Raw genomic sequence first — 21,359 nt, forward strand, 5'->3', positions numbered from 1 at the left:
TTCTCGTAGCGCGTGGTAAGCGCAGCGCACCCGCGGATGCAGCGCGAAGCGGTGCCGTAGTTAGGTGACACGGCCCGGGCGGCTGGCGCCGCCTTCCGCGGGTGCCTTGTTTGCTCGTTCCTCGCAAAACGTTACCCGCGCTACGAGATGCCGGTATTCAATTTATGGGCGTGCGACCATACGTTTACCGAATTTCGTAGCGCGTGGTAAGCGCCAGCGCACCTGCGGATGCAGCGCGAAGCGGTGCCGGGGTTAGGTGGCATGGCCCGGGCGGCTTGTCATCACTGCGTAAAATGCAGCGGGTATCGTGGGCACTTTCTATTACGCAAAAGAGCCTTCCGCTATGGCTGAAGAGAACAATTTACGCACGCGCGTCAGCGAAGTTTTTAGGGTTTTTCTATGGCTTGGTCTGACCTCCTTTGGTGGGCCGGTGGCGCATCTGGGCTATTTTCGGGCTGAGTTTGTGGAGCGCCGCCGTTGGCTTTCGGAGGCTGCCTATGCGGACCTGGTCGCGCTTTGCCAGTTTTTGCCAGGGCCCGCCAGCAGCCAGGTGGGTTTTGCGCTTGGGCTAATGCGCGCAGGCCCCTGGGGAGCCGCGATGGCGTGGCTGGCCTTTACGCTGCCTTCTGCCATTGTGCTGGTGCTGTTTGCGTTCGGGGCGACGGTGCTGGATGGCCCGATTGTCAGCCGTATTATCCATGGTTTGAAGATAGTGGCCGTGGCCATTGTGGCCCATGCGGTGTGGGGGATGGCGCGTAACCTGTGCCCGGATAAAACCCGCACGGGCATTGCGTTATTGGCCGTGTTCACGGTGTTGTTGGTCAGCGGGCCGCTAGGGCAGGTGGGCGCCATTGTGTTCGGTGGCTTGGCGGGGTTCCTGCTATGCCGCGAAGCTGTGACTGCCACGCCAAGCGAAACACTCCACTTTGCTGTGTCGCGCTCAGTTGGTGTTATCGCACTGGGGCTGTTCGCTGGGCTACTGATTGGGTTGCCATTGCTTGCGGGAAGTGCGGTTTGGCTTGATATTGCCGATGCCTTTTATCGTTCAGGCGCGCTGGTATTTGGCGGTGGGCATGTGGTGCTACCGCTATTACAAGCGGAAGTGGTGGAGTCAGGCTGGATAACGCCGGATGCGTTTTTAACCGGTTACGGAGCGGCACAGGCTGTGCCGGGGCCGCTGTTTACCTTTGCCGCGTATCTTGGGGCGTTACTGCCCGGCATTAATGGCCTTGTTGGGGCGATAGTGGCCTTGCTGGCTATCTTCATACCGGGATTTTTACTGCTGGTGGGCGTGCTGCCATTCTGGAATCGCTTTCGCCAATGGGGCAGTGCCCAGGCATTAATGCGCGGTGCCAATGCCGCAGTGGTAGGAATTCTGGGCGCCGCGCTTTATCAGCCGGTGTGGACCAGCGCGATTATCGGGCCGTATGAATTTGCCTTGGCGCTTAGCGGCTTTTTACTGCTTTCCGTGTGGAAGCTGCCTGCCTGGGCGGTTGTGATTGTGATTGCACTGGGCGGTCTTTTGATACCGGTTTAGTAGATAATGAGCCAAAACCATACAAAAACGCCTCGCTTAAGCGAGGCGTTCGTGATTTAAAGGGCTAATGGCTGCTCCTATGGCGCCTCCAGCTCTAACGTGCGGCGCAGAACATTGAGCTCGTCAATGTTCAGGTGCTCAAGCCTGCCGGCGAGCAAGTCGCTAATCTTCTGTACTGGAAGCCCTGCCTGGCGGGCAATTTCCCGGCTTCCTAGATCTGATACTGCAATTAAACGCGTGATAATGCGCATTAGGCGCGTGCGTTTTTCTAATTCCCTGACATCGAGGTCAGGGCTGCTTCGCGGAGGATCCAGCGTTTCTGCGTGAGCAGTTGAGTATGCCGTACTCATGAGACTCCATCAGTCTGAAATGACAAGGACACAATGCCGCCAACGCAGGTGCATTTCAATATTTAATTTGATGAAAATTTCGCGACACTTGCGAACACCCGCTTGCGGCTTGGCTCTGGTAAACTATGTGCCTTATTTTAGCGTGCACGGCTGCTTCTGGCGTGCGGTACTTTATCGTTTTTTTATATGGCCACTGGCCGGGGAGAAATGGCATGTCGTCGAATAGCGCACCCAAAGTGGGCGTCATTATGGGGTCCAAATCGGATTGGCCGGTGATGGAGCATGCGGTGACGATGCTGGAGCGCTTAGGCGTTGCCTATGAAACGCGTGTGGTCTCTGCCCACCGAACGCCTGACCTGTTGTTCGACTATGCGAAAAGTGCCGCTGAGCGCGGTTTACAGGTAATTGTGGCCGGTGCAGGCGGTGCCGCCCACCTGCCCGGTATGGTGGCCTCACAAACGCCGCTGCCGGTGCTGGGTGTGCCGGTTGAATCCAAAGCGCTTAAAGGCCTTGATTCACTGCTCTCGATTGCGCAGATGCCTGGTGGCATCGCCGTTGGTACGCTGGCGATTGGTAAGGCTGGTGCGACCAACGCGGGCCTGCTGGCCGCGCAGATTGTTGGCCTTCAGGACAGCGCCGTGCGTAACGCGGTTGAGGCCTTCCGTGCAGAGCAGACTCAACTGGTACTGGATAACCCGGACCCGCGCCCCGCGCCGGATGCTGAGTAAAAGGAGCCCCCATGAACTCTGGTACGACAAACATCGGCGTTTTAGGCGCAGGCCAACTGGGACGTATGCTGGCGCTGGCGGGCTACCCGCTAGGCAATCGGTTTACGTTCCTGGATACCACAGGTAACCCAAGTGCGGGCATCGGCGAGGTCATTGTCGACCCGGATAATCAGCACTTGGCTGAGTTTCTCGCCAAGGTGGATGTCGTGACTTACGAGTTCGAGCATCTGCCGGTGACGCTTGTGCAGGAGATCGAAAAGCACAAGCCGGTGTATCCGAGTAGCCGAGCGATCGAGGTCTGCCAAAACCGGGTTGAAGAGAAAACCCTGTTTGATCGCTTGAACATCCCGACGCCTGCTTACCGTGTGGTCGAGAGCGCAGAGCAACTGGAAGCCGCCGCTCGCGAGCTTGGCTGCCCGGTGGTGGCAAAGTCCGTCACGGAAGGTTATGACGGCAAAGGTCAGGCGGTTTTAAAAGCCCCAGAAGAGGCGGCTAACGCTTGGCAGAGCATTGGTCATACACAGCTGATCGTTGAAGCGTTTGTGGATTTTGTGCGCGAAGTTTCGATGATTGCTGTACGCGGTCGCGATGGCGAGGTGGTTTTCTACCCCATGGCAGAGAACCAGCATGTAGGCGGCATTCTGCGTTATTCGGTGGCGCCGCTGCCCGACCTGGACGCCCAGGTGCAGCAAACGGCTGATACGTATATTCGTGCGCTGCTGGATGAGCTGGATTACGTGGGCGTGCTGGCGCTTGAGCTATTCCAAACCCGCGACGGCAGCCTGCTGGCTAACGAGATGGCACCACGCGTGCATAACTCCGGTCATTGGACGATGGATGGAGCGGTTACCAGCCAGTTCGAGAACCATCTACGCGCGGTTCAAGGATTACCGCTTGGCAGCACGGCGGCCATTGCGCCTACCTGTATGGTCAATGTGATTGGCCAGGAAGGCGACAACGTGGCCATGCTCAAGCTTGCCAATACCCATGTGCACCGCTACGACAAAGCCGAGCGGGCAGGGCGCAAGCTGGCCCACGTTAATGTGGTGGCGGCTACCCACGCTGAACTGCTGGAAAAGGTGCGCGTCTGCCGGGCACTGATACCTGATGCGCCGGCGGTTGAGTGGAGTTTTGAGCGCTCATTATAGATAAGCGTTATTAAGTCACTGAAAAGGCGCCCCACGATGTGAGGCGCCTTTTTTTATCCCGGTGTTAAGCTCTTTTTTAAGACCGTTTTAAGCTCTGTTTAAAGTCTCTCGAACCAGCTTGAACGTTTACCAACCCAGCACAATACGCCCGCTCAGCAATAGCCACAGCGCGATTAACGCAAAGTGCCCAGGGTACCAGGCCAACCAAAGCCTGCGAGGCATGGCAAACGTTACCACAGGCACTCGCTGAGCCAGGCCAGCAGCCAGTATCAGGACCACGACACAGGTGCCCACGGTAAACGATTTTGCCATATCCGAGGCGTTCATTTGCCCGGCAACCCAGAGTACGGGAAAGGCGGCTAAGCCTGCCCAAAGTCGCGCCTGAAAATGGGTGCCCGCTTGGCTAAGTGAATGCATGGCAAACATGAATAGCGGAATCAACAGTAGACCGTTGTGGCCGTACTCCACCCAGAAACCGAGCAGGTACCACACCGTGACGCCCACCGCTGTGCCCAACAGCAGCCAGCCAAACCCCAGCGTTTGCTGTTGGTAGTGCTGCCAGCCCTGGCGCGCCAGTGTGCCCAAGACCAAACCACTGGCCAGCGTAAAGCAGACGTTAAAAATCAGCGCATCCGATGCGCGTGGCATCATCATATAGGGGAGTTGCGCTACCAGCCCGATCACCAGAATACGCCGTGAATAGCGCATTGGGTTACGGGTATTAAATAGCCCGTGCCAGGCGACCATGGCGGCAAACAGCGGAAAGGCAATCCGGCCAATAGAGGAGCCTGCCCAGCTAAAATCCCCAGGCAGTACATAGCGGGTAAGGTGGTCTACCGTCATGGTAATGAGCGCGAGCCACTGGCCCCAGCCTGTCCAGTAGGAAGACGGGCGTCGGTCGATGTCTGGTGTGGCGCTAAGGGTTGCTGCCATAAAACCTCCCTGTTTTTATGACTAAATTACGGTGATAGCGAAATGATGTTTCATCACTATATGGGTTATATCGGCTATATGAACCATATCGGCTATATGCACATGGAGAATGATACAGAGACTCTTTCACGCTGACCTGGTTCATTCCAAGGGGCAGCGTACTTGTTAATGGGCCTGCGTACCTGGTTTTTAAGCCGCTGATGAAAGGAGAAAAAAGGCAAGGGCATAAATAAATCACCCCGGCAAAGGCCGGGGTGATGGGGCAGTCACTACGCTATGTGATTACTCTTCGCCAAAGTAGCGAGCGTGAATCTCATCGTAGGTGCCGTTTTCCTGAAGCGTTGCGAGGGCTTCGTTGAATTTTTCAGCAAGCGCTTCATCACGCTGGCGGAAGGCGATACCAAAGCCGTCACCAAAGTACTCTTTAGGCTCAGTGATTTTTTCGCCCACAATGGTGTAGTCAGCGTCTTCGTTCTCAACCAGCGTTGACTGGCCGATCGGGAAGTCGAGGAAGACGATATCCAGACGCTGCGCGTCCATATCCAGCACCATATCATCGGCGGTGGAGTAGCGGCTGATATCGGCCACGCTGCCATAGTTATCGGTGACGTAGTTGTCCTGAAGTGTGCCGCGTTGAACGCCGATGGTCAGGCCTTCAAGGGTTTCTTCATTGGCTTCGTCGATATCCAGGCCGCTTGCGGCAAACCAGGCAGACGGCATGGTGATGTAGGGGGCAGAGAACAGCACCTGCTGGCGACGCTCATCGTTGATGGTCATGGAGGACATGACGGCGTCGTAGTTGCGTGACAGAAGGCCCGGAATAATGCCGTCCCACTCCTGCTCGATCCACTCGCAGGTCACGCCGATTTCTTCACACATGGCGTTGCCCAAGTCGATATCAAAACCGGTCAGGTCGCCTTCAGGGGTGCGGAATTCCATCGGGACATAAGGTACATCAACGCCAATACGCACCTGATCATAATCACGTGCCTGGGCGGAAGAGGCCGCAGCAACAGCCAAACCAATTAAAGAAACTGATAGCAACTTTTTCATTATTTAACTCCGTTGTAAAACAGGTTCACCCGAGGTGATCCTCTTTAACGTAACCCAGGTTGGGGCCGGCGGAAAGAGGAAAACGCCTTGTGAACCAACGTTTGTTTGACGTTCGCTCGTCATCGAACCGTTTACGGGGTTTGTGGCTTTAAGTGCGCAAGTAATTTCTTCTCTAAAAAGCGGAAGAAAAACAGAATGGCAAACGTTAAGCACAGGTAAATAGCCGCGACAAACAGGAAGGGCTCAAACGGCGTATAGAACCGTGAATAGACATAGCGAGCCGCTCCGGTCAGGTCCATTAAGGTGACCACGCTGGCTATCGCGCTGGCATGAAGCATGAAAATCACTTCATTGCCGTAGGCGGGCAGAGCGCGACGAAATGCGCTGGGGATAATGATCCGGCGCATCATCAGGCTTTGGGACATGCCGTAAGCGCGGGCCGCTTCAATTTCACCTTTGGACGTCGCCTTGATAGCACCCCGGAAAATCTCTGTGGTATAAGCGGCTGTGTTAAGAGTGAAGGCGATCAGTGCGGGGTAGAAGGCCTCACGGAAGATCGGCCACAAAAAGCTTTCCTGGATGCCATCAAAAAACACCACGCCATAGTAAATAATATACAGCTGGACCAGCAGCGGCGTGCCACGAAACACGTAGGTATAGGCATACACGGGCAGGCTGATCCATTTACGCCGTGAGCTGCGCATAATGGCAAGCGGCACCGCCAGCACCAGCCCGATTACCAGCGACAGAAACACCAGCTGTGTGGTGGTGACAAGCCCTGTCCAGTAGTAGCCCATTGTAGTGGGGGTGAAGATCAAGTTACCGGACAAAAGGTCATTAAACCATGCGGAAATATCTAGCATGTCACTGCTCCCCAAAGCCGATGTCGTAGCGCTTTTGTAGCCGGGCAAAAATCCACTCGGAGACGCTGGCAATCAACAGATAGGCAACGGCTACAGGGATTAAAAACACAAACGGCTCATGAGTCGCTCGGGAGGCTTCAGCGGCCACACGGACCATATCGGTCAGGCCGATTACCGAGACGAGCGCGGTGGTTTTCAGCAGCACCATCCAGTTATTGGAGAGCCCAGGCAGCGCATGGCGCATCATTTGCGGGAAACGAATGCGGCGAAAGACCAGTGTGCTGCTCATCCCGTAGGCTTTGCCTGCCTCAATTTGGCCGTTATCGACGGCCATAAAGGCGCCCCGGAAGGTCTCGCCCATATAGGCACCAAAAATAAACCCAATGGTCAGTACGCCCGCGGCAAAGGCATTGAAATTAATGTAAATATCAATGTCGTAGCTGTAGTAAAGAATATCACTAATCGCGTTGACACCGATTTGACCGCCGTAAAACAGCAGCATCATCAAGACAAGGTCTGGCACACCGCGAATTAGCGTCGTGTAAACGGTTGCCGTGCCGTGCAATAGCCAGTGGCGCGACATCTTGGCTGTGGCGGTGAGAAGGCCTAGCGCGATGGCTAACAGTAGCGATAAAACCGCTAGTTGAACGGTGACCCCGGCACCTTCGATCAAACGGGGGCCGTACCCTTGCAAATCCAGCATGGTCGCCTCGCAGATCAGTAGTTAGGAGTAAGAAACTGTTTCAGTCGGGACGATTGGGGGTTGCCTAATACGTCATCTGGCGCCCCGGCTTCTTCCACCAAGCCCTGATGAAGATAGATCACCTTGCTTGAGACATCGCGGGCAAAGCTCATCTCATGGGTAACCACCACCATGGTACGCCCTTCATTGGCCAGGTCGCGCATGACTTTCAGCACGTCGCCGACAAGCTCCGGGTCCAGCGCCGAGGTCGGCTCGTCAAACAGCATAACCTCTGGGTTCATGGCCAGTGCCCGAGCAATCGCGCCACGCTGCTGCTGGCCACCTGACATTTGCGCCGGGTAGGCGTTGGCGCGGGCGGTTAGCCCCACACGCTCAAGCAGCGCATGGGCCTGTTCAATCGCTTCTTTTTTAGGAAGGCCGAGCACATGGATAGGCGCTTCAATTATATTTTCAAGCAGCGTCATGTGTGCCCAGAGATTGAAATTCTGAAACACCATGGAAAGCTTGGCACGCATTTGGACAACCTGTTTCCAATCGGCTGGCTCGCGTCCGTGCCGGTTCACCTTAAAGCGTATCGGGTCGCCGTGAAGGATAATCTCGCCCTCATCCGGCTGCTCTAACAGGTTCATACAGCGCAGAAAGGTACTTTTACCCGACCCTGAAGCGCCAATTAGCGTGATGACATCACCTTTTTGGGCTTCGAGTGAAAGGCCTTTCAGAACTTCCGTATCGCCGAAGCGCTTTTTAATATTACGCACTTCCAGGGGAGTAGCGGCCATAAACATAGGCTCCAGTACAAAGTTGCCGCGGTAGCAACGTGTTGAGTTAACGTAGGCTAAATGCGGCTGGCGCGAAAAAAGTGGCGATTCTATCAGGCTCAGCGAAAAATGCGTGCTTTCCTTATACGATAAATGTAGGAAGGCGGCCGTAAGTGATACGCGTGTGCCTCGATATTATCTCCATGTTGTTGTTATTAAATAACTATTAAACTTATTTTGCGGTTTGACTTGAGGAGTGAACCGGGGCCACCAAAAGCGCCGCCCGCGCACCCAACGCCACGTTGGCATTAGGAAATACGACATGTAGCGGCGTCTCGCCCACCACGAAATCGCCTGCCACGCTATCCCGGGCCAAACGCGTGCCGGGCTCAAAACAGCTGAAGTTGGGCATGTCAGCATCAACGTAGAGCGTAAAGTCCTCCGCTTGGCGCTTAAGCTCATGCTCTACCTGAAAGAATACCATGCTCGCGGGGTCTTGCTGGGCAGGTGTTTCGCCTTTGCTGAGCGACGTAAGCAGCGCGCCCATGGGGATTAGCGATGCCCTGTCATTTTGCCCGAAAGGGGCGACGCGGCCTAGCTCAAAAGTGAACGCTTGAGCGCCGTGGTAATGCTTGCTGTAGTGCGAGAAGGTCCAGCTTGTCTGGTGTTGATGAAGCACGGCCTGCATGCCCGCCGCAGCAAGCCACTGCCACTGCTCCGGCAGGGTTGCAGTGTTAGCAAACGGCTCGACAACAAAAATCGGGTAGAGGCTTTCACGAATGGCGGTGTGCAAGTCGTAGTGCAACCTGGGTCGCGCGGCATGAGTTGCATAAAATCGGTCTACCGCAGCCATTAGTTCACGTGCGCGTTCTGGCTCCTCACCACTGTCCGTTAAATCACGCTTAAAGAGGCGGTTAAGGTTGGTTGCTATAAACCGTTGCTGAGCGCGTAGCGCGGGGATATTGCCAAGGATGACCAGTACGGGAGCACCCAGTGGGGTAGTGCCTGCTTTCAGGGCGCTTAGCCACTCACCGAGCAATTCAACCGGGGCCGTTTCGTTGCCATGAATCGCCGCTGAAAAAACGCAGGCATAGGCCTCTGGCTGCGGCGTATGGGGGATAAGCTCCATAATGCCGGGGGCATGAAGCCGATAAGTACCGCTTGGAAATTGGCCGCTACGCTGTACGGGAAGGTGCCCATCAAGGGTCCAGTCAAGCCAGTGATTCAGCATTATCGGCCTCTTGTTATAGGTTGGAAATTCACACGCTATCTTTAACATGCTCAAAAACGGGAGCAAGCGTTAGCGTCGTGGTTATGAAAATGGCGGGCGCTCGAGTGTAAGACGGTACCTAAAACGCTCACGGTGAGTGGGCGTTTTAATAGGAAGGGCGCTTTGCCGCGCACTTTTGGGATTCAATGCGAGAAACCAGCCGCTGCTTTGTATCAGCGTAAGGTGAAAATCGAAGAGTGCAGGGGAAAACATTCGCTTTTCGCTGCTGCAGGCTAGGCTATGTTGTAGTCATTCCCTAATCGGAATGCCATTAACGTAGCTAAAACGCAGTCCAAAGGAGTAAGCAATGACAAAGGTATTGGTACTTTACTATTCCATGTATGGGCATGTTGATACCTTGGCCAAGGCCGTTGCAGAAGGGGCAAGGAAAGTTGAAGGCGTAGAGGTAACCGTTAAGCGAGTACCTGAAACCATGCCCGCAGATGCCTTCAAAAATGCCGGCGGTAAGCAGGATTACGATACGCCCGAAGCGACTCCCCAGGAACTGGCCGATTACGATGCGATTATTGTTGGTACCCCAACCCGCTTTGGCAATATGGCCGGCCAAATGCGCACCTTTTTTGACCAAACCGGCGGTTTATGGGCTAACGGCACCTTGCGTGGCAAAGTGGCGAGTGTGTTTACCTCAACAGGTACCGGCGGTGGCGATGAGATGACGATTACCTCCACCTGGACGACGCTTGCCCACCACGGCATGGTGATTGTGCCCGTCGGTTATGGCATTGAAGAGCAGTTTGATATTTCCGAAGTCAGCGGCGGTAACCCTTACGGAGCGGCGACTTTGGCAGGTAGTGACGGCTCCCGCCAGCCAAGCGAGCGCGAACTGAAGCTTGCGCGCTTTCAGGGCGAGCACGTTGCAAAAATCGCTGCGAAGCTGGCGGAGTAACCAACCGCTAATAAACAGCCACCCCGTCGATAATTATCTGCGGGGTGGCTTTCCTATGGCGAAGGGATTACTGGCTTAAACGTTTGGCAATCGCGCGGCCCAGGCTTTCCGTGGTGCCTTGGCCGCCAACATCACGGGTGACCACTTGGCTGTCACCTTCGCGAAGCACGTCTTCAATGGCTGTCACCATCGCATCAGCGGCTTCTTTATGGCCCAGATGCTCAAGCATCATGGCGCCAGACCAAATTTGCCCAATTGGGTTGGCGATACCTTTGCCTGCAATATCCGGTGCGCTGCCGTGTACCGGCTCAAACAGGCTAGGGAAGTTACCTTCGGGGTTAATGTTGGCCGAAGGGGCAATGCCGATAGTGCCGGTACACGCCGGCCCCAGGTCGGAAAGAATATCGCCAAACAGGTTGCTGCCGACGACCACGTCAAACCAGTCCGGATGCAGTACAAAGTTGGCGGTCAGAATATCAATATGGAATTTATCGACATCAATCTCCGGATACTGCTTGGCCATTTCCAGCACGCGCTCGTCCCAGTAGGGCATGGTGATAGAGATGCCGTTGGATTTGGTGGCCGAGGTGAGCTTTTTACGCGGGCGGGTTTGCGCCAGATCAAACGCATATTTAAGCACGCGGTCAACGCCTGTGCGCGACATCACAGTTTCCTGGATGACGATTTCGCGCTCGGTGCCTTCAAACATCTTGCCGCCGATGCTTGAGTATTCACCCTCGGTGTTTTCGCGCACCACGTAAAAGTCGATATCGCCTGGTTCACGTCCAGCAAGCGGGCTTTTAATACCGGGCATTAGCTTGCAAGGGCGCAGGTTGATGTACTGGTCGAACTGGCGGCGAAACTGCAGCAGCGAGCCCCAAAGGGAAATATGGTCGGGCACTTTGTCGGGCCAGCCTACCGCGCCGTAAAACAGCGCATCGAACCCCTTGAGCTGTTCAAACCAGTCGTCCGGCATCATTTGGCCGTGCTCCAGGTAGTAGTCGCAGCTGCCAAACTCAAAGGTCGTGAATTCAAGGTCGATATTAAAGCGCTGGGCTGCGGCCTCAAGGGCGCGAATACCTTCGGGCATGACTTCGGTACCAATGCCGTCGCCAGCGATCACTGCAATACGGTGGGCCATTTGGATTCCTTGTTATTAAAAAGATGAGCGATGAACGCAGTGTAGCCGCTATCTGGCTGATAATAATCAGGCTATTATGCAAGCTATTATTGCCTGAAAGTGGAGAATCTATGTCGGCGCTAGATGATCTGGCCTTTTTTCAGCAGTTAGCCCGTGCAGGAAGTTTGACGGGAACGGCGCGTGAGCTGGGGCTTTCGCTGTCGGCGGTGAGCAAGCGCTTGAAGCAGCTAGAGGCGCGGTTGGGCGTGGAGCTTGCCGCACGCACCACTCGGCGGCTGACGCTTACGGCAGAAGGCGAGCGTTATCTCTCCCGCGGGGCGCTGATTCTGGATGAGCTTGGGGAGCTTGAGAACTCTCTCAACGATACACATAAGCATGGGCTTAGCGGACGGCTGCGGGTTAATGCCACCTTTGGTTTTGGCCGGCAGCACATTGCGCCGCTGCTCTCCACCTTTTGTGCAACGCATCCAGCGGTTGAGGGATGGCTGGAGCTCACCAATTTTCCACTTAACCTGAGCGATCACGGCTTTGATGTCGGTATACGGATTGGCGAGCCGCCGGATTCCCGTTTGATTGCTCGGCCCATTTTGCCCAATCGCCGAGTGCTGTGTGCTGCGCCTGGTTATATCGCCCGTATGGCACCGCTGAACGCGCCTGGCGACCTTGTGCGCCAAGCGTGCTTGGTGATTCGTGAAAACGATACGGACTTTCCCCTTTGGCGTTTTGAGCGCTGTAATGACCCAGGGTGTGTTCAGTCAGTGAAGGTGAGTGGGCGGCTGGCCAGTAACGATGGAGAAGTCATAACTCGGTTGGCCCTGGACGGGCACGGGATAATGATGCGCTCCTGGTGGGATGTAAACGAGCACTTGGTCAGCGGGGCGCTGGTGCCGCTGCTGCCTGAGTGGCAGGGCGTGCGGGCCGACTTTTATGCGGTATTTGAGCAGCGCCGCCATGTGCCCACGCGGTTACGCGCTTTTATTGATCATGTGCAGCGTGACATAAGCGGGCGAGTACCGCCGCTGCCAGGCCTCGGCCTCGATGAACGACGGTGACCAGCTCACCACGCACTGACATGTTCGGTCAGAAACCATTGGATAAAACAAGTATCTTGTTAGGGACTCAGTTCTGAGTATGTGGCAAGGCCTTTAGCGAGGCGAGCACCGCGACCGGGGAGGGCCGCGGCGCATCCTTGCTACGTTAAATGGTTGCGATGCGTTGGCATAAGATGCGCACTTATAACGTCAGCTGCGCTTTAATAATTGGCCAAGCGGGTTCGCCGTCGGTGTTCGTTACATCGGTAAGCATGGCTTCTACCCGCTCGGGATGATTGCTGATCCACTCCTGGGCTACCTCGGAAAGCGCACGCTCGTCTTGGCCAAACGCCTGGATCATCCAGCTTTGTTCGTCAGCGGTGAAGCTGAACTGCTCAAAAAATGTAGTGATATTGGGGTTGGCTTCAGCATAGTCGGCGCGCAGCAGAGTAAGTACATCACTTTCACCGTTGTTTTCACCGAACAGATTGTCTGGATCTTCCAGGTAACGCATGGGTAGCTCAAGGTTCATCCAGTGAGGTGTCCAGCCGACCCAGACCACCGCTTGTTCACGCTCGATAGCATCGCGAGCGGCGGACAGCATGGCGATTTCGCTGGTATCAACCAGGCGCCAGTCGCCCAAACCCCAGGCGTCATTATCAATGGCGTCATGGAGAATTTCGCTGGCGGCCGAGCCAGCGCCAAAGCTGAGAATCTGACCGTTAAACAGGTCGCGGTTTTCGGCAAGGTCAGCAAAACTTTGAATGCCGCTCTCGTAAATATAGGTAGGCACCGCCAGCGTCATTTGCGCGCCATCAACGTTGTTCGCCACATCAATCAGTAAGCCTGACTCTTTGCGTGGGGTGAACATGTCACGCTGAGCAGGCAGCCAGGCGCCCAGAAATACATCGATATCACCGCTCTCCATACCCTGATAGATCACCTGCAGGCCAATCTCTTGCGCGCGGGTTTCATAACCCAGCGGGTTTAATAGCTGCTCGGCTATTTCCGTCTTTACGGTAATGCCAGGCCAGGCGGGAACACCAAAATCAAGTATTTGATCATCGCCGTGCGTGGTGGGCGCAAAGGCAGCGGATAAGAGTGCTGTGGCTACCAACGGCATGCTGAGTGAGAGGCGTAGGCAGGTTTTCATTGAGATCTCCTTGCTGAGTTTTTATATCGTGCGGGGCGGTTTCTGAATGGCGTGCCAACACACGCAGGCGAGAGGCGAGCATGTCGCGGTCCAAATACGTGCCCTGGAGGTGACGAGCGCCGCTATCAAGGGTAATGACGGGGGCACGAACGCTAATATCGGTTGCCTCGTCCTGAAAACGAAAATCGACCGGGGCTCACCCGGATAGGATGCGCACTCGTCATGGCTCAAGCAAATGATTAATATGGCCTCTAAGACCTTATTTTACTTATAGGTGAATTTATCATGAGTCAGTTACCGCCACTGTTATGGCTACAGGCATTTGAGTCGGCGGCGCGAACGCTCAGCTTTACCGCGGCTGGAAATGAGTTGGCTGTTACCCAGGCGGCCATTAGTCAGCGAGTTCGGTTGTTGGAGGAGCGGTTGGGGCAAAAGCTCTTTGTGCGCCATGCGCGAAGCTTAACGCTTACGCCTGTAGGGCAAGCCTGGCTGCCCAGTATCAATGATGCTTTTTCGCGGATCAGCGAAGGAACGGCTGAGGTGTTTGGCGCTACCAGTGGGCAACCTGTGACATTAAGAGCCACGCCGATTCTCCAGCAATCCTGGCTGGCGCCGCGTTTGGCTGCTCTTTACCAGCACTGTCCACACATCACCATTCGCCTGGTCAGCGCTATCTGGCCAGATGACTATGGGGTAGAGGGCGCGGATATCGAAATCCGTTATGGGCGGGGTGAATGGAGTGGCGTTGAAATGCACTCGCTAGGTGATGAACAATTGCTGCCAGTGTGTTCGCCAGCGCTTGCTGCAACGCTAACAACGCCTGCCGATTTAAGAGGGCACACGTTGCTTCATGCGGTAGGTTTTGGTGTCGGCTGGTCAGGCTGGCTACAGGCGGCTGGCGTGGGTCATTTGGAAACGCAATGTCGTTCTATGACATGCGATAACCAGGTGATGACGTTAGCGTTAGCTAGCCAAGACGCAGGGGTCGCGCTCATTCATCACCGTTTGTTGGAACAGCGCAATGACCTGGTGACGCCGTTTCCGGCCATTAGTGTGCCAAGCGATGAGCAGTTCTGGCTGGTACGTCCCAGCCGTCGGCAGGTAGATGACGAAGCAGCCTTAGTCTGGGCGTGGTTAGCGAAAGATATTGGGGCTGCTTAGGAGCGTTTTAAGAATAAATGCTCCAATTTTCTTGCCATTTTCGTGCAGGCGTGAAGAATGAAGCGCCTTCGATAAGTTAAAAAAAGGCGTGTTGTATGGATTTCTCGGTACCTCAACTGTTGACCGCGTTGGTTGATCGCGGCAACGGGCTGTTATGGGGCAGTGTGCTGATCTACTTGCTGATCGGCGCAGGCCTCTACTTTACGATACGAACCGGTGCGATCCAGGTGCGCTATTTCGGTCACATGTTTAAACTGCTGCGCACCTCGCGCAACGCAGGTGACGGCATTTCTTCATTCCAGGCACTCTCCACCAGCCTGGCGGCACGCGTAGGCACCGGCAACCTGGCAGGTGTGGCGGTGGCGATCTATTTTGGTGGCCCAGGCGCGATTTTTTGGATGTGGATGACCGCCATGGTGGGTATGGCGACCAGCTTCATTGAATCTACCTTGGCGCAGGCCTATAAAACAGACCATGGGGATAGCACCTTTCGCGGCGGCCCCGCCCGTTATATTGAACGTGGGCTTGGGCTGCGCTGGCTGGCCGTGCTGTTTTCCATCTGTTTGATTGTAGCGTTTGGATTGGCGTTTAACAGCGTACAGGCCAACTCCATCGCCCAGGCCATGGAGCAAGCATTTGCTGTTCCCACCTGGGCCATGGGGTTAGTCTTGGTGGTAGTTGTGACGCCGATTATCTTTGGTGGCTTAAAGTCCATCGCCAAGGTCGCGGAGCTGGTGGTGCCATTAATGGCTCTGCTTTACCTGCTACTCGCGCTTGTTGTGGTCGGGCTTAATATCGGTGACTTCCCGGCAGCCATCATGACCATTGTGAAGAGCGCCTTTGGCCTTGAGCAAGCGGCTGGTGGGGCCGTGGGGTATGCCGTGTCACAAGCGATTATGAACGGCATTCAACGCGGCCTGTTCTCCAACGAGGCGGGCATGGGTTCGGCGCCGAATGCGGCAGCCACCGCCAGCACGCGCCCTAATCATCCGGCTGCCCAGGGCTTTATTCAGATGCTGGGTGTGTTTCTGGATACGCTGGTTATTTGTACGGCCACGGCGGCCATTATTATTATGGCAGGGCCTGAGCTGTTAGCCGGTGAAGAGACGAATGGTATCCAATTGACCCAAATGGCGCTTTCAAGCCACGTAGGTGATTGGGGGGGCATGTTTGTAGCTGTCGCTATCTTGCTGTTCGCGTTTACTTCTTTGATTGCCAACTACTCTTACGGCGAGTCCAATATTGAGTATTTAGCGGGTCGCCGAGCGCCGGTAGCGATTCTCCTTTACCGCTTGGCGGTGCTGGCGATGATCATGGTGGGATCGGTGGCGAGTCTGGGGGCGATCTGGAACTTTGCGGATCTTTCCATGGGTATGATGGCAATTATTAACCTGGTGGCTATCCTGCTGCTTTCACCGGTTGCTTTTGCGCTGTTCCGTGATTACGAGGAGCAGTTGAAGGCAGGCAAAGAACCTACCTTTGACCCCAGCAAATTCCCCACGTTAGCCAATAAGGTTGATCCCAAGGCGTGGCCTAAAAAGCACTAATCATCAGCCAACTAAAACCCTGCTCATACAAAAGCGGGGTTTTTTTATAGATATCATCATAATTCGATTTTATCGAACGTAACACTCATATCATTGCGCTTTTGATTAATCAAAATCATCGTAAAATAGCGTCAATTCCTTATTAACCCTACGTTGGAGCTTTTTTAAATGACAACTCGTGCCCTGCTGGTTACCTCCTCTGTACTTGGTGAAAACGGTCAGTCTACCGCCTTGGCCAACCACTTCCAAAGCCGTGCGGCTGCCCGCGAAGGCGTCGATGTCACTAAGCGTGACGTGATTGCCGATGCGCTGCCTCACCTGGATATTGCGGAACTGGGCGCATGGCAGACACCGGCTGACGAGCGCAGCGACGAGCAGAAAGCACTGGCTGCTCGCTCTGACGAACTGTTGGCCGAACTGCGTGCTAATGACGTGTTGGTCCTGGCGGTACCGATGTATAACCTGGGTATCCCCTCGCAGTTAAAAGCCTGGTTTGACCGCGTACTGCGTGCTGGCGAAACGTTCCGTTACACAGAAAACGGCCCACAAGGTCTCGTCGAAGGTAAGCGGGCGATTATCCTGGCGGCCCGTGGTGGTATGTATGCGGGGTCGGACAGGGATAGCCAAACGCCGCACCTGAAAAGCATGCTAGGCTTGATAGGCATTACCGATGTTGATGTCGTGTACGCAGAAGGTCTGAACATGGGCGAAGAGCAGCGTGTTGCAGCGCAAAAAGAAGTGTTTCAGGCAATTGATCAGCTGGTGGAAGTGCTATAAGCCGTCAGCCGAGGTAATTACGGAGAATTCGTTATGGCCCGTCCCGAGCTTTTGGAGCAGATCTATACGATTGTTGATCAGATTCCGGCGGGGCGAGTCACGACGTATGGGCGTATCGCCGCTATGACCGAAGGCGCCACACCGCGAATGGTGGGGTCTGCCATGCGCCACTTGCCTGATGGTCATGAGCTTCCCTGGCACCGGGTGATTGCGGCCTCACTTAAACTTGCTGACCACGGCGGTGCTACCCGTCAGCATCAGAAATTGCGTGATGAAGGCGTGATGTTTGATGCCAAGGGCCGCGTGCCGCGTCACCTGGTGTGGCCGGATGAGCCGTAGAATACGTCCTTTCAATGAGAAGCCGCGCAGTTGCGCGGCTTTTTCGTTGTGCGGTCATTTACCCCTTTCTGAAAAGCGCTAAGTACGTGCCCCATCGAGGTGAACGTCCTGTGCTTTTTTCGTCATGGCACCGGCAAGCCGGCAGAGCAATAAAGCGGCCACGCCACACAGCGTAAGTGTTAGTGGCATCAAGTGAGGCCCTTGGGTCGCCAGGCTGGCAATATAGCCGACGGCCGCCGCGATCACATAGTGCAGGGTACCCATCAGCGCCGACGCCACACCGGCCTGCGTCCCGCCAGCGTTCATGGTTAGCGCGGTCAAATTACCAAACACCAGCCCAAGCGCGCCGATCGCTACCGCTAGCAGCGCCACGTACGTTTCGAACGTGACCATATCCATCGTGACGACCAGATATAAAAGCGCCCCCGCCAGTGTATGTATACCAAGCCCGAGATAAGTCACCCCGGCAGGCGTCATACCGCGTGCAGACAACGCATTGGATAGCATACCAGCGATAATCAGCCCGACGGAATTGGCGGCAAACAGATAGCTGAAATGGGTCGGGGTCATGCCAAAATGGTCGGTAAACACAAACGCCGCGGCGCTGATATAGGTGAAAAGTGACCCCAGAACAAAACCACCGGCCGCCGTATACGCCATGAAGACCCGACGACGCGACTGAGCCAGATACCCACGCACAACACTGCCTACGCTAAGTGCTGTGCGCTGCCTAACGTCAAGCGTCTCGGGAATGCCTATCAGGCTCCATGCCAAGCCGATGACGCCCAAGCCGGCCAGTGCCCAGAAGATACCGCGCCAGCCACCGTGCTCAAGCAGAAAGCCCCCCATCATGGGCGCCACGACGGGGGCAATCATCATGACTTGCATCAATAGCGAAAAGATTTTGGCAGAGCTTTTGACATCGCAAAGATCGGCCACAATGGCACGTGGAGCGACCAAGCCTGCGGCTGCGCCGATGGCCTGTAAAAAGCGGGCGGCGAGCAGCCACTCAAGCGTGGGTGCCATGGCCGCAACCACCGAACCCACCACAAAGATTACAAGCCCCACCAGAAGCGGCATCCTCCGCCCAAAACGCTCCAGCAGCGGGCCATAAAGACACTGCCCCAGCGCTAGTCCTGCCAAAAAGACCGATAGTGTTTGCTGCACGCTGCCCGACGAGGCCTCATAGGTCTGCGCAATCATCGGCATGCCGGGCAGATACATATCAATCGCCATGGCATCGAGTGCGGTCAAAAGGGCCAGCAGAATGACCAGCGCCATACCCACTGTACTTTGGTGAGTATTCTCACGAATGACCTGTTCAGTCATGATGCTCTCCTGCAAGCCTTGCGATACTGTCGCCCATGAGGCGTTCAAGTGCGTTGAGACGTGCCTCAAAGCGCTCGGTGCCAATATAGATAAGCGCCACGTGGAGGCTATCCACCATGCCCATGTAGGCGTGGCCTAGCATCAGGGCATCTTGATCGGAAAGTGCCTTTCCCACATGGCGACGCAGCGCTGTCGTGAAATCTGCTAACAGCTGTTGCATGTAAGTTTCGTAGCCTTCCTGAAGCTCATGAAAAAGCGACTCGGGCGGAATATACGAGGTGCGTAGCAGAAACCGAAAGTGCTCAGAGTCGGCGTAGCGTGCCAACAACGATTCGCAATAGTGCTGGCCTGGCAGTCCTGTATTGGAGTGCTCAAAGCATTCCTGAGCAAATTGCGATTCAACTTTCAAGGCATCTTCAAACACCGCCGAAAACAGCGCGTCCTTATTTTTGATATGCGAATAAAGCGACGCTTTGCGAATACCGGCGTCGGCAGCAATTCCCGACAATGAAGCGCCCTCATAACCATGCTGGGCAAACTGGGCAACGGCTGCGTTGAGCACCCGGCGCAATGCGGGTGTCGTTGTGGGTAACATTTCTTGCTCTCCAAACATGAAGTACTTAATGGCGCATGCGTCAAACATGCCAAACCCAAGCGATGCATCATAACACAAAAGCTACCGACCGGTAGGTAGTTTTTCGGTTTGTAAAAAAGGCCCTTTCGGGCCAAATAAAATTGACTGCTATCCGATTTAAAACATAGCTGTCTAATTTAAAACATCGTGTTGTCGTTGGCCGCTTCTTCCGGCACAGACTGGATGACATCCCAGTGCTCGACGATCATTTCATTTTCAACGCGGAAGATATCCACAACGGCCTCACCGAGATCCTCATCACCATTGGTAGAGTGAACATGCAGCCAGACCAGGTCGCCATCGGTCGCACTACGCACGATCTTGCTCTGGTAGTCCGGGTTTTCCCGGAAGTAGCCTGCAAAGTAATCCACGAAAGGCGCCTTGCCATCCGGCACTTCCGGTTCGCGCTTATACTTCAATGGAGCCGGACTTCAAGGACCAGTCCCGCCAGCGTAGATCAAACAGATCCTTGCGGCGATCCTTCATGTTCGTCACTGAGCCCTCTGCGCGCACCACGGTTAGGCGAGTCAAATCCAGGTCCGAGAAGAAAATCATCTCGGTATTGGGTGTGGTTTCCGCCAGCACTGCATCGTGGGGGAAGGCGAAGTCAGAAGGGGTAAAGACGGCAGACTGCGCGTACTGGATATCCAGGTTTTCAATCGAGGGCAGGTTGCCGACGCTACCGCAGAGTACCACGTAGCACTCGTTCTCGATGGCACGTGCCTGGCCACAGTGACGAACTCGCAGGTAGCCATTCTGGGTGTCGGTCCAGAACGGCACAAACAGGATATCCATGTCTTGATCGGCCAGTAGACGGCCGAGTTCCGGGAACTCTACGTCGTAGCAGATCAAAATGCCCACGCGGCCTGCGTCGGTGTTAAACACCTGCAAGTTGTCACCGCCTTCGATTACCCAATCGCGACGCTCCTGAGGAGTGATATGCAGCTTGGCTTGCTTGTCGACTTCACCATCGCGGTGGAAGAGGTAGGCAACGTTGTAGAGCCGGTCATTTTCGCCCACTTCAATCATTGAACCGCCAACAATATTGATATTGTAGGAGACCGCCATGCGTGAAAGTTCGGCTTTAAAGCGCTCGGTAAAGCCTGCCAGAAAGCGTATCGCTGCCATTTGATCCTGCTGGGCGGCGCGGTCTTGTAAGCCCATCAGCGGCGCGTAAAAGAGCTCCGGGAAAACCGCAAAGTCACTCTGGTAATCTGAAAGCGCGTCGACAAAATACTCAATCTGCTGAAGGGCGGCTTCTACCGAGGCAAACTCACGCATCTGCCACTGTACGGCGCCAACACGTACTTGGGTTGGGCGCGTATCCAGCACGTTTTCGGCAGGCTCAAAGAGAATATTGTTCCACTCGAGCAGGGTCGCGTAGCCTTTGGACTGCTCATCTTCGGGCAGGTATTTGCGCAGCAGGCGTTTTACTTGAAAGTCGTTAGCCAGTTGGAACGACAGAATGGGATCATAAATCTCCTTGCGAGAGACTTTTTCGATGTACTGGGCCGGCGTTAGCTCATCGGCATGCTGATAGTATTCGGGAATGCGCCCGCCCGCCAAAATGGCGCGCAGGTTATGCGAACGACACAGCTCTTTGCGCGCTTCGTAAAGGCGCCGCCCCAGGCGGTAGCCGCGGTAGTCCGGGTGAATCAGCACATCCAGCCCGTACATCGCATCGCCATTTTCATCGTTGAGAATAATCTCACGATGGCCAATCAGGTCGTCATACTTATGCGGGTTGGAAAACTCGTCGTAATCCACCTGAACCGTTAGCGCGACGCCTACCAGATTGCCGTCATCTTCAATGGCGATCTGGCCATCGGGAAACTCCTGAATCAGCTTGTCGATGGTGTGGCGGGGCCAGGCGCCGCCAATATTATGATAGACAGCGTCCATCAATGTCTTGAGCTGATCGTAATCATCGCTCGTCAGGTTGCGCACATTTAGATGCAGGTCTTCCAGGGACATATCAGGGGGTTCCAGAATAAAAA

At 55.1% G+C, this 21,359-nt stretch carries 22 protein-coding genes; 9 read left to right on the forward strand and 13 right to left on the reverse strand.

Translation table 11 applies throughout. The annotated features are described in order from the left end of the window. Positions 1-343 precede the first annotated feature (343 nt). On the forward strand, positions 344-1,537 hold the full coding sequence (gene chrA, locus ACT3RQ_RS14820; protein ID WP_444680790.1) for a chromate efflux transporter: 1,194 nt from the start codon (positions 344-346) through the stop codon (positions 1,535-1,537). 77 nt (positions 1,538-1,614) lie between these two features. Here chrA and ACT3RQ_RS14825 read toward each other — a convergent pair whose 3' ends face one another. After that, a complete protein-coding gene (locus ACT3RQ_RS14825) occupies positions 1,615-1,887 on the reverse strand; it encodes an XRE family transcriptional regulator (protein WP_018918645.1) in 273 nt (90 codons plus the stop codon). A gap of 212 nt (positions 1,888-2,099) precedes the next feature. Here ACT3RQ_RS14825 and purE point away from each other — a divergent pair, with 212 nt between their 5' ends. After that, the gene (gene purE / locus ACT3RQ_RS14830) at positions 2,100-2,615 is read left to right on the forward strand and encodes a 5-(carboxyamino)imidazole ribonucleotide mutase (protein WP_087108461.1); all 516 of its coding nucleotides are present in this window, start codon (positions 2,100-2,102) and stop codon (positions 2,613-2,615) included. 11 nt (positions 2,616-2,626) lie between these two features. Next, positions 2,627-3,763 (forward strand): 5-(carboxyamino)imidazole ribonucleotide synthase, encoded by a 1,137-nt coding sequence (locus ACT3RQ_RS14835; protein ID WP_444640013.1) that lies wholly within the window; start codon positions 2,627-2,629, stop codon positions 3,761-3,763. A gap of 126 nt (positions 3,764-3,889) precedes the next feature. On the opposite strand, the gene ACT3RQ_RS14840 is transcribed toward ACT3RQ_RS14835, so the two are convergent. The 6 genes from ACT3RQ_RS14840 to ACT3RQ_RS14865 all read right to left on the reverse strand — a co-directional run bounded on the left by ACT3RQ_RS14840 (position 3,890) and on the right by ACT3RQ_RS14865 (position 9,304). Beyond that, a complete protein-coding gene (locus ACT3RQ_RS14840) occupies positions 3,890-4,696 on the reverse strand; it encodes a TraX family protein (RefSeq protein ID WP_444640012.1) in 807 nt (268 codons plus the stop codon). A gap of 282 nt (positions 4,697-4,978) precedes the next feature. Then, the gene (locus tag ACT3RQ_RS14845) at positions 4,979-5,749 is read right to left on the reverse strand and encodes a transporter substrate-binding domain-containing protein (RefSeq protein ID WP_444680791.1); all 771 of its coding nucleotides are present in this window, start codon (positions 5,747-5,749) and stop codon (positions 4,979-4,981) included. Positions 5,750-5,880: 131 nt separating this feature from the next. Further along, entirely contained in the window at positions 5,881-6,612 is a 732-nt protein-coding gene (locus ACT3RQ_RS14850; RefSeq protein WP_193057385.1) for an ABC transporter permease, read from the reverse strand. A gap of 1 nt (position 6,613) precedes the next feature. Further along, complete coding sequence (locus ACT3RQ_RS14855; RefSeq protein WP_172116068.1) at positions 6,614-7,315, reverse strand: ABC transporter permease; 702 nt, start codon at positions 7,313-7,315, stop codon at positions 6,614-6,616. A 14-nt stretch (positions 7,316-7,329) separates the two neighbouring features. Further along, positions 7,330-8,100: an ABC transporter ATP-binding protein gene (locus tag ACT3RQ_RS14860; protein WP_406565410.1), complete on the reverse strand. Its 771-nt coding sequence runs from the start codon at positions 8,098-8,100 to the stop codon at positions 7,330-7,332. Between the two features lie 205 nt (positions 8,101-8,305). Next, the gene (locus ACT3RQ_RS14865) at positions 8,306-9,304 is read right to left on the reverse strand and encodes a succinylglutamate desuccinylase (protein ID WP_444680792.1); all 999 of its coding nucleotides are present in this window, start codon (positions 9,302-9,304) and stop codon (positions 8,306-8,308) included. 346 nt (positions 9,305-9,650) lie between these two features. Here ACT3RQ_RS14865 and wrbA point away from each other — a divergent pair, with 346 nt between their 5' ends. Further along, positions 9,651-10,250: an NAD(P)H:quinone oxidoreductase gene (gene wrbA, locus ACT3RQ_RS14870; protein ID WP_444680793.1), complete on the forward strand. Its 600-nt coding sequence runs from the start codon at positions 9,651-9,653 to the stop codon at positions 10,248-10,250. Between the two features lie 67 nt (positions 10,251-10,317). On the opposite strand, the gene ACT3RQ_RS14875 is transcribed toward wrbA, so the two are convergent. Further along, positions 10,318-11,391 carry a tartrate dehydrogenase gene (locus tag ACT3RQ_RS14875; protein ID WP_444680794.1) on the reverse strand — a complete coding sequence of 358 codons (1,074 nt, stop codon included), beginning with the start codon at positions 11,389-11,391 and terminating at the stop codon, positions 10,318-10,320. Positions 11,392-11,501: 110 nt separating this feature from the next. Between ACT3RQ_RS14875 and ACT3RQ_RS14880 the strand changes: the two genes are divergently transcribed. Further along, on the forward strand, positions 11,502-12,443 hold the full coding sequence (locus tag ACT3RQ_RS14880) for a LysR family transcriptional regulator (protein WP_444680795.1): 942 nt from the start codon (positions 11,502-11,504) through the stop codon (positions 12,441-12,443). Positions 12,444-12,624: 181 nt separating this feature from the next. On the opposite strand, the gene ACT3RQ_RS14885 is transcribed toward ACT3RQ_RS14880, so the two are convergent. Then, positions 12,625-13,575: an ABC transporter substrate-binding protein gene (locus ACT3RQ_RS14885; protein WP_444680796.1), complete on the reverse strand. Its 951-nt coding sequence runs from the start codon at positions 13,573-13,575 to the stop codon at positions 12,625-12,627. 285 nt (positions 13,576-13,860) lie between these two features. Here ACT3RQ_RS14885 and ACT3RQ_RS14890 point away from each other — a divergent pair, with 285 nt between their 5' ends. The 4 genes from ACT3RQ_RS14890 (at position 13,861) to ACT3RQ_RS14905 (ending at position 17,399) form a co-directional block, all read left to right on the forward strand. After that, complete coding sequence (locus ACT3RQ_RS14890; RefSeq protein WP_444680797.1) at positions 13,861-14,736, forward strand: LysR substrate-binding domain-containing protein; 876 nt, start codon at positions 13,861-13,863, stop codon at positions 14,734-14,736. A gap of 95 nt (positions 14,737-14,831) precedes the next feature. Then, positions 14,832-16,283: an alanine/glycine:cation symporter family protein gene (locus ACT3RQ_RS14895; RefSeq protein ID WP_444680798.1), complete on the forward strand. Its 1,452-nt coding sequence runs from the start codon at positions 14,832-14,834 to the stop codon at positions 16,281-16,283. Positions 16,284-16,451: 168 nt separating this feature from the next. Further along, positions 16,452-17,060, forward strand: coding sequence for an FMN-dependent NADH-azoreductase (locus tag ACT3RQ_RS14900; protein WP_444680799.1), 609 nt, complete (start codon positions 16,452-16,454; stop codon positions 17,058-17,060). A gap of 33 nt (positions 17,061-17,093) precedes the next feature. After that, the gene (locus ACT3RQ_RS14905; RefSeq protein WP_087108490.1) at positions 17,094-17,399 is read left to right on the forward strand and encodes an MGMT family protein; all 306 of its coding nucleotides are present in this window, start codon (positions 17,094-17,096) and stop codon (positions 17,397-17,399) included. 78 nt (positions 17,400-17,477) lie between these two features. Here the strand turns inward: ACT3RQ_RS14905 and ACT3RQ_RS14910 are convergent, their stop codons facing one another. From ACT3RQ_RS14910 to ACT3RQ_RS14925, 4 genes are all read right to left on the reverse strand, one after another. Continuing rightward, the gene (locus tag ACT3RQ_RS14910; protein WP_444680800.1) at positions 17,478-18,728 is read right to left on the reverse strand and encodes a multidrug effflux MFS transporter; all 1,251 of its coding nucleotides are present in this window, start codon (positions 18,726-18,728) and stop codon (positions 17,478-17,480) included. Continuing rightward, entirely contained in the window at positions 18,721-19,323 is a 603-nt protein-coding gene (locus tag ACT3RQ_RS14915) for a TetR/AcrR family transcriptional regulator (protein ID WP_444680801.1), read from the reverse strand. Before ACT3RQ_RS14915 ends, ACT3RQ_RS14910 begins: the two co-directional genes overlap by 8 nt. 176 nt (positions 19,324-19,499) lie before the next feature. Continuing rightward, positions 19,500-19,781 (reverse strand): nuclear transport factor 2 family protein, encoded by a 282-nt coding sequence (locus ACT3RQ_RS14920; RefSeq protein ID WP_444680802.1) that lies wholly within the window; start codon positions 19,779-19,781, stop codon positions 19,500-19,502. Next, positions 19,771-21,336 (reverse strand): GNAT family N-acetyltransferase, encoded by a 1,566-nt coding sequence (locus ACT3RQ_RS14925; RefSeq protein WP_444680803.1) that lies wholly within the window; start codon positions 21,334-21,336, stop codon positions 19,771-19,773. Before ACT3RQ_RS14925 ends, ACT3RQ_RS14920 begins: the two co-directional genes overlap by 11 nt. Positions 21,337-21,359 lie beyond the last annotated feature (23 nt).

The organism is Halomonas sp. AOP43-D1-4, assembly GCF_052446175.1.
Lineage (GTDB): Bacteria > Pseudomonadota > Gammaproteobacteria > Pseudomonadales > Halomonadaceae > Vreelandella > Vreelandella citrativorans.

Excerpts from the sequence above, each read along its gene's own strand:
- chrA (WP_444680790.1), top strand. The coding sequence starts at position 344 with ATGGCTGAAGAGAACAATTTACGCACGCGCGTCAGCGAAGTTTTTAGG.
- ACT3RQ_RS14825 (WP_018918645.1), bottom strand. The coding sequence starts at position 1,887 with ATGAGTACGGCATACTCAACTGCTCACGCAGAAACGCTGGATCCTCCG.
- purE (WP_087108461.1), top strand. The coding sequence starts at position 2,100 with ATGTCGTCGAATAGCGCACCCAAAGTGGGCGTCATTATGGGGTCCAAA.
- ACT3RQ_RS14835 (WP_444640013.1), top strand. The coding sequence starts at position 2,627 with ATGAACTCTGGTACGACAAACATCGGCGTTTTAGGCGCAGGCCAACTG.
- ACT3RQ_RS14840 (WP_444640012.1), bottom strand. The coding sequence starts at position 4,696 with ATGGCAGCAACCCTTAGCGCCACACCAGACATCGACCGACGCCCGTCT.
- ACT3RQ_RS14845 (WP_444680791.1), bottom strand. The coding sequence starts at position 5,749 with ATGAAAAAGTTGCTATCAGTTTCTTTAATTGGTTTGGCTGTTGCTGCG.
- ACT3RQ_RS14850 (WP_193057385.1), bottom strand. The coding sequence starts at position 6,612 with ATGCTAGATATTTCCGCATGGTTTAATGACCTTTTGTCCGGTAACTTG.
- ACT3RQ_RS14855 (WP_172116068.1), bottom strand. The coding sequence starts at position 7,315 with ATGCTGGATTTGCAAGGGTACGGCCCCCGTTTGATCGAAGGTGCCGGG.
- ACT3RQ_RS14860 (WP_406565410.1), bottom strand. The coding sequence starts at position 8,100 with ATGTTTATGGCCGCTACTCCCCTGGAAGTGCGTAATATTAAAAAGCGC.
- ACT3RQ_RS14865 (WP_444680792.1), bottom strand. The coding sequence starts at position 9,304 with ATGCTGAATCACTGGCTTGACTGGACCCTTGATGGGCACCTTCCCGTA.
- wrbA (WP_444680793.1), top strand. The coding sequence starts at position 9,651 with ATGACAAAGGTATTGGTACTTTACTATTCCATGTATGGGCATGTTGAT.
- ACT3RQ_RS14875 (WP_444680794.1), bottom strand. The coding sequence starts at position 11,391 with ATGGCCCACCGTATTGCAGTGATCGCTGGCGACGGCATTGGTACCGAA.
- ACT3RQ_RS14880 (WP_444680795.1), top strand. The coding sequence starts at position 11,502 with ATGTCGGCGCTAGATGATCTGGCCTTTTTTCAGCAGTTAGCCCGTGCA.
- ACT3RQ_RS14885 (WP_444680796.1), bottom strand. The coding sequence starts at position 13,575 with ATGAAAACCTGCCTACGCCTCTCACTCAGCATGCCGTTGGTAGCCACA.
- ACT3RQ_RS14890 (WP_444680797.1), top strand. The coding sequence starts at position 13,861 with ATGAGTCAGTTACCGCCACTGTTATGGCTACAGGCATTTGAGTCGGCG.
- ACT3RQ_RS14895 (WP_444680798.1), top strand. The coding sequence starts at position 14,832 with ATGGATTTCTCGGTACCTCAACTGTTGACCGCGTTGGTTGATCGCGGC.
- ACT3RQ_RS14900 (WP_444680799.1), top strand. The coding sequence starts at position 16,452 with ATGACAACTCGTGCCCTGCTGGTTACCTCCTCTGTACTTGGTGAAAAC.
- ACT3RQ_RS14905 (WP_087108490.1), top strand. The coding sequence starts at position 17,094 with ATGGCCCGTCCCGAGCTTTTGGAGCAGATCTATACGATTGTTGATCAG.
- ACT3RQ_RS14910 (WP_444680800.1), bottom strand. The coding sequence starts at position 18,728 with ATGACTGAACAGGTCATTCGTGAGAATACTCACCAAAGTACAGTGGGT.
- ACT3RQ_RS14915 (WP_444680801.1), bottom strand. The coding sequence starts at position 19,323 with ATGTTACCCACAACGACACCCGCATTGCGCCGGGTGCTCAACGCAGCC.
- ACT3RQ_RS14925 (WP_444680803.1), bottom strand. The coding sequence starts at position 21,336 with ATGTCCCTGGAAGACCTGCATCTAAATGTGCGCAACCTGACGAGCGAT.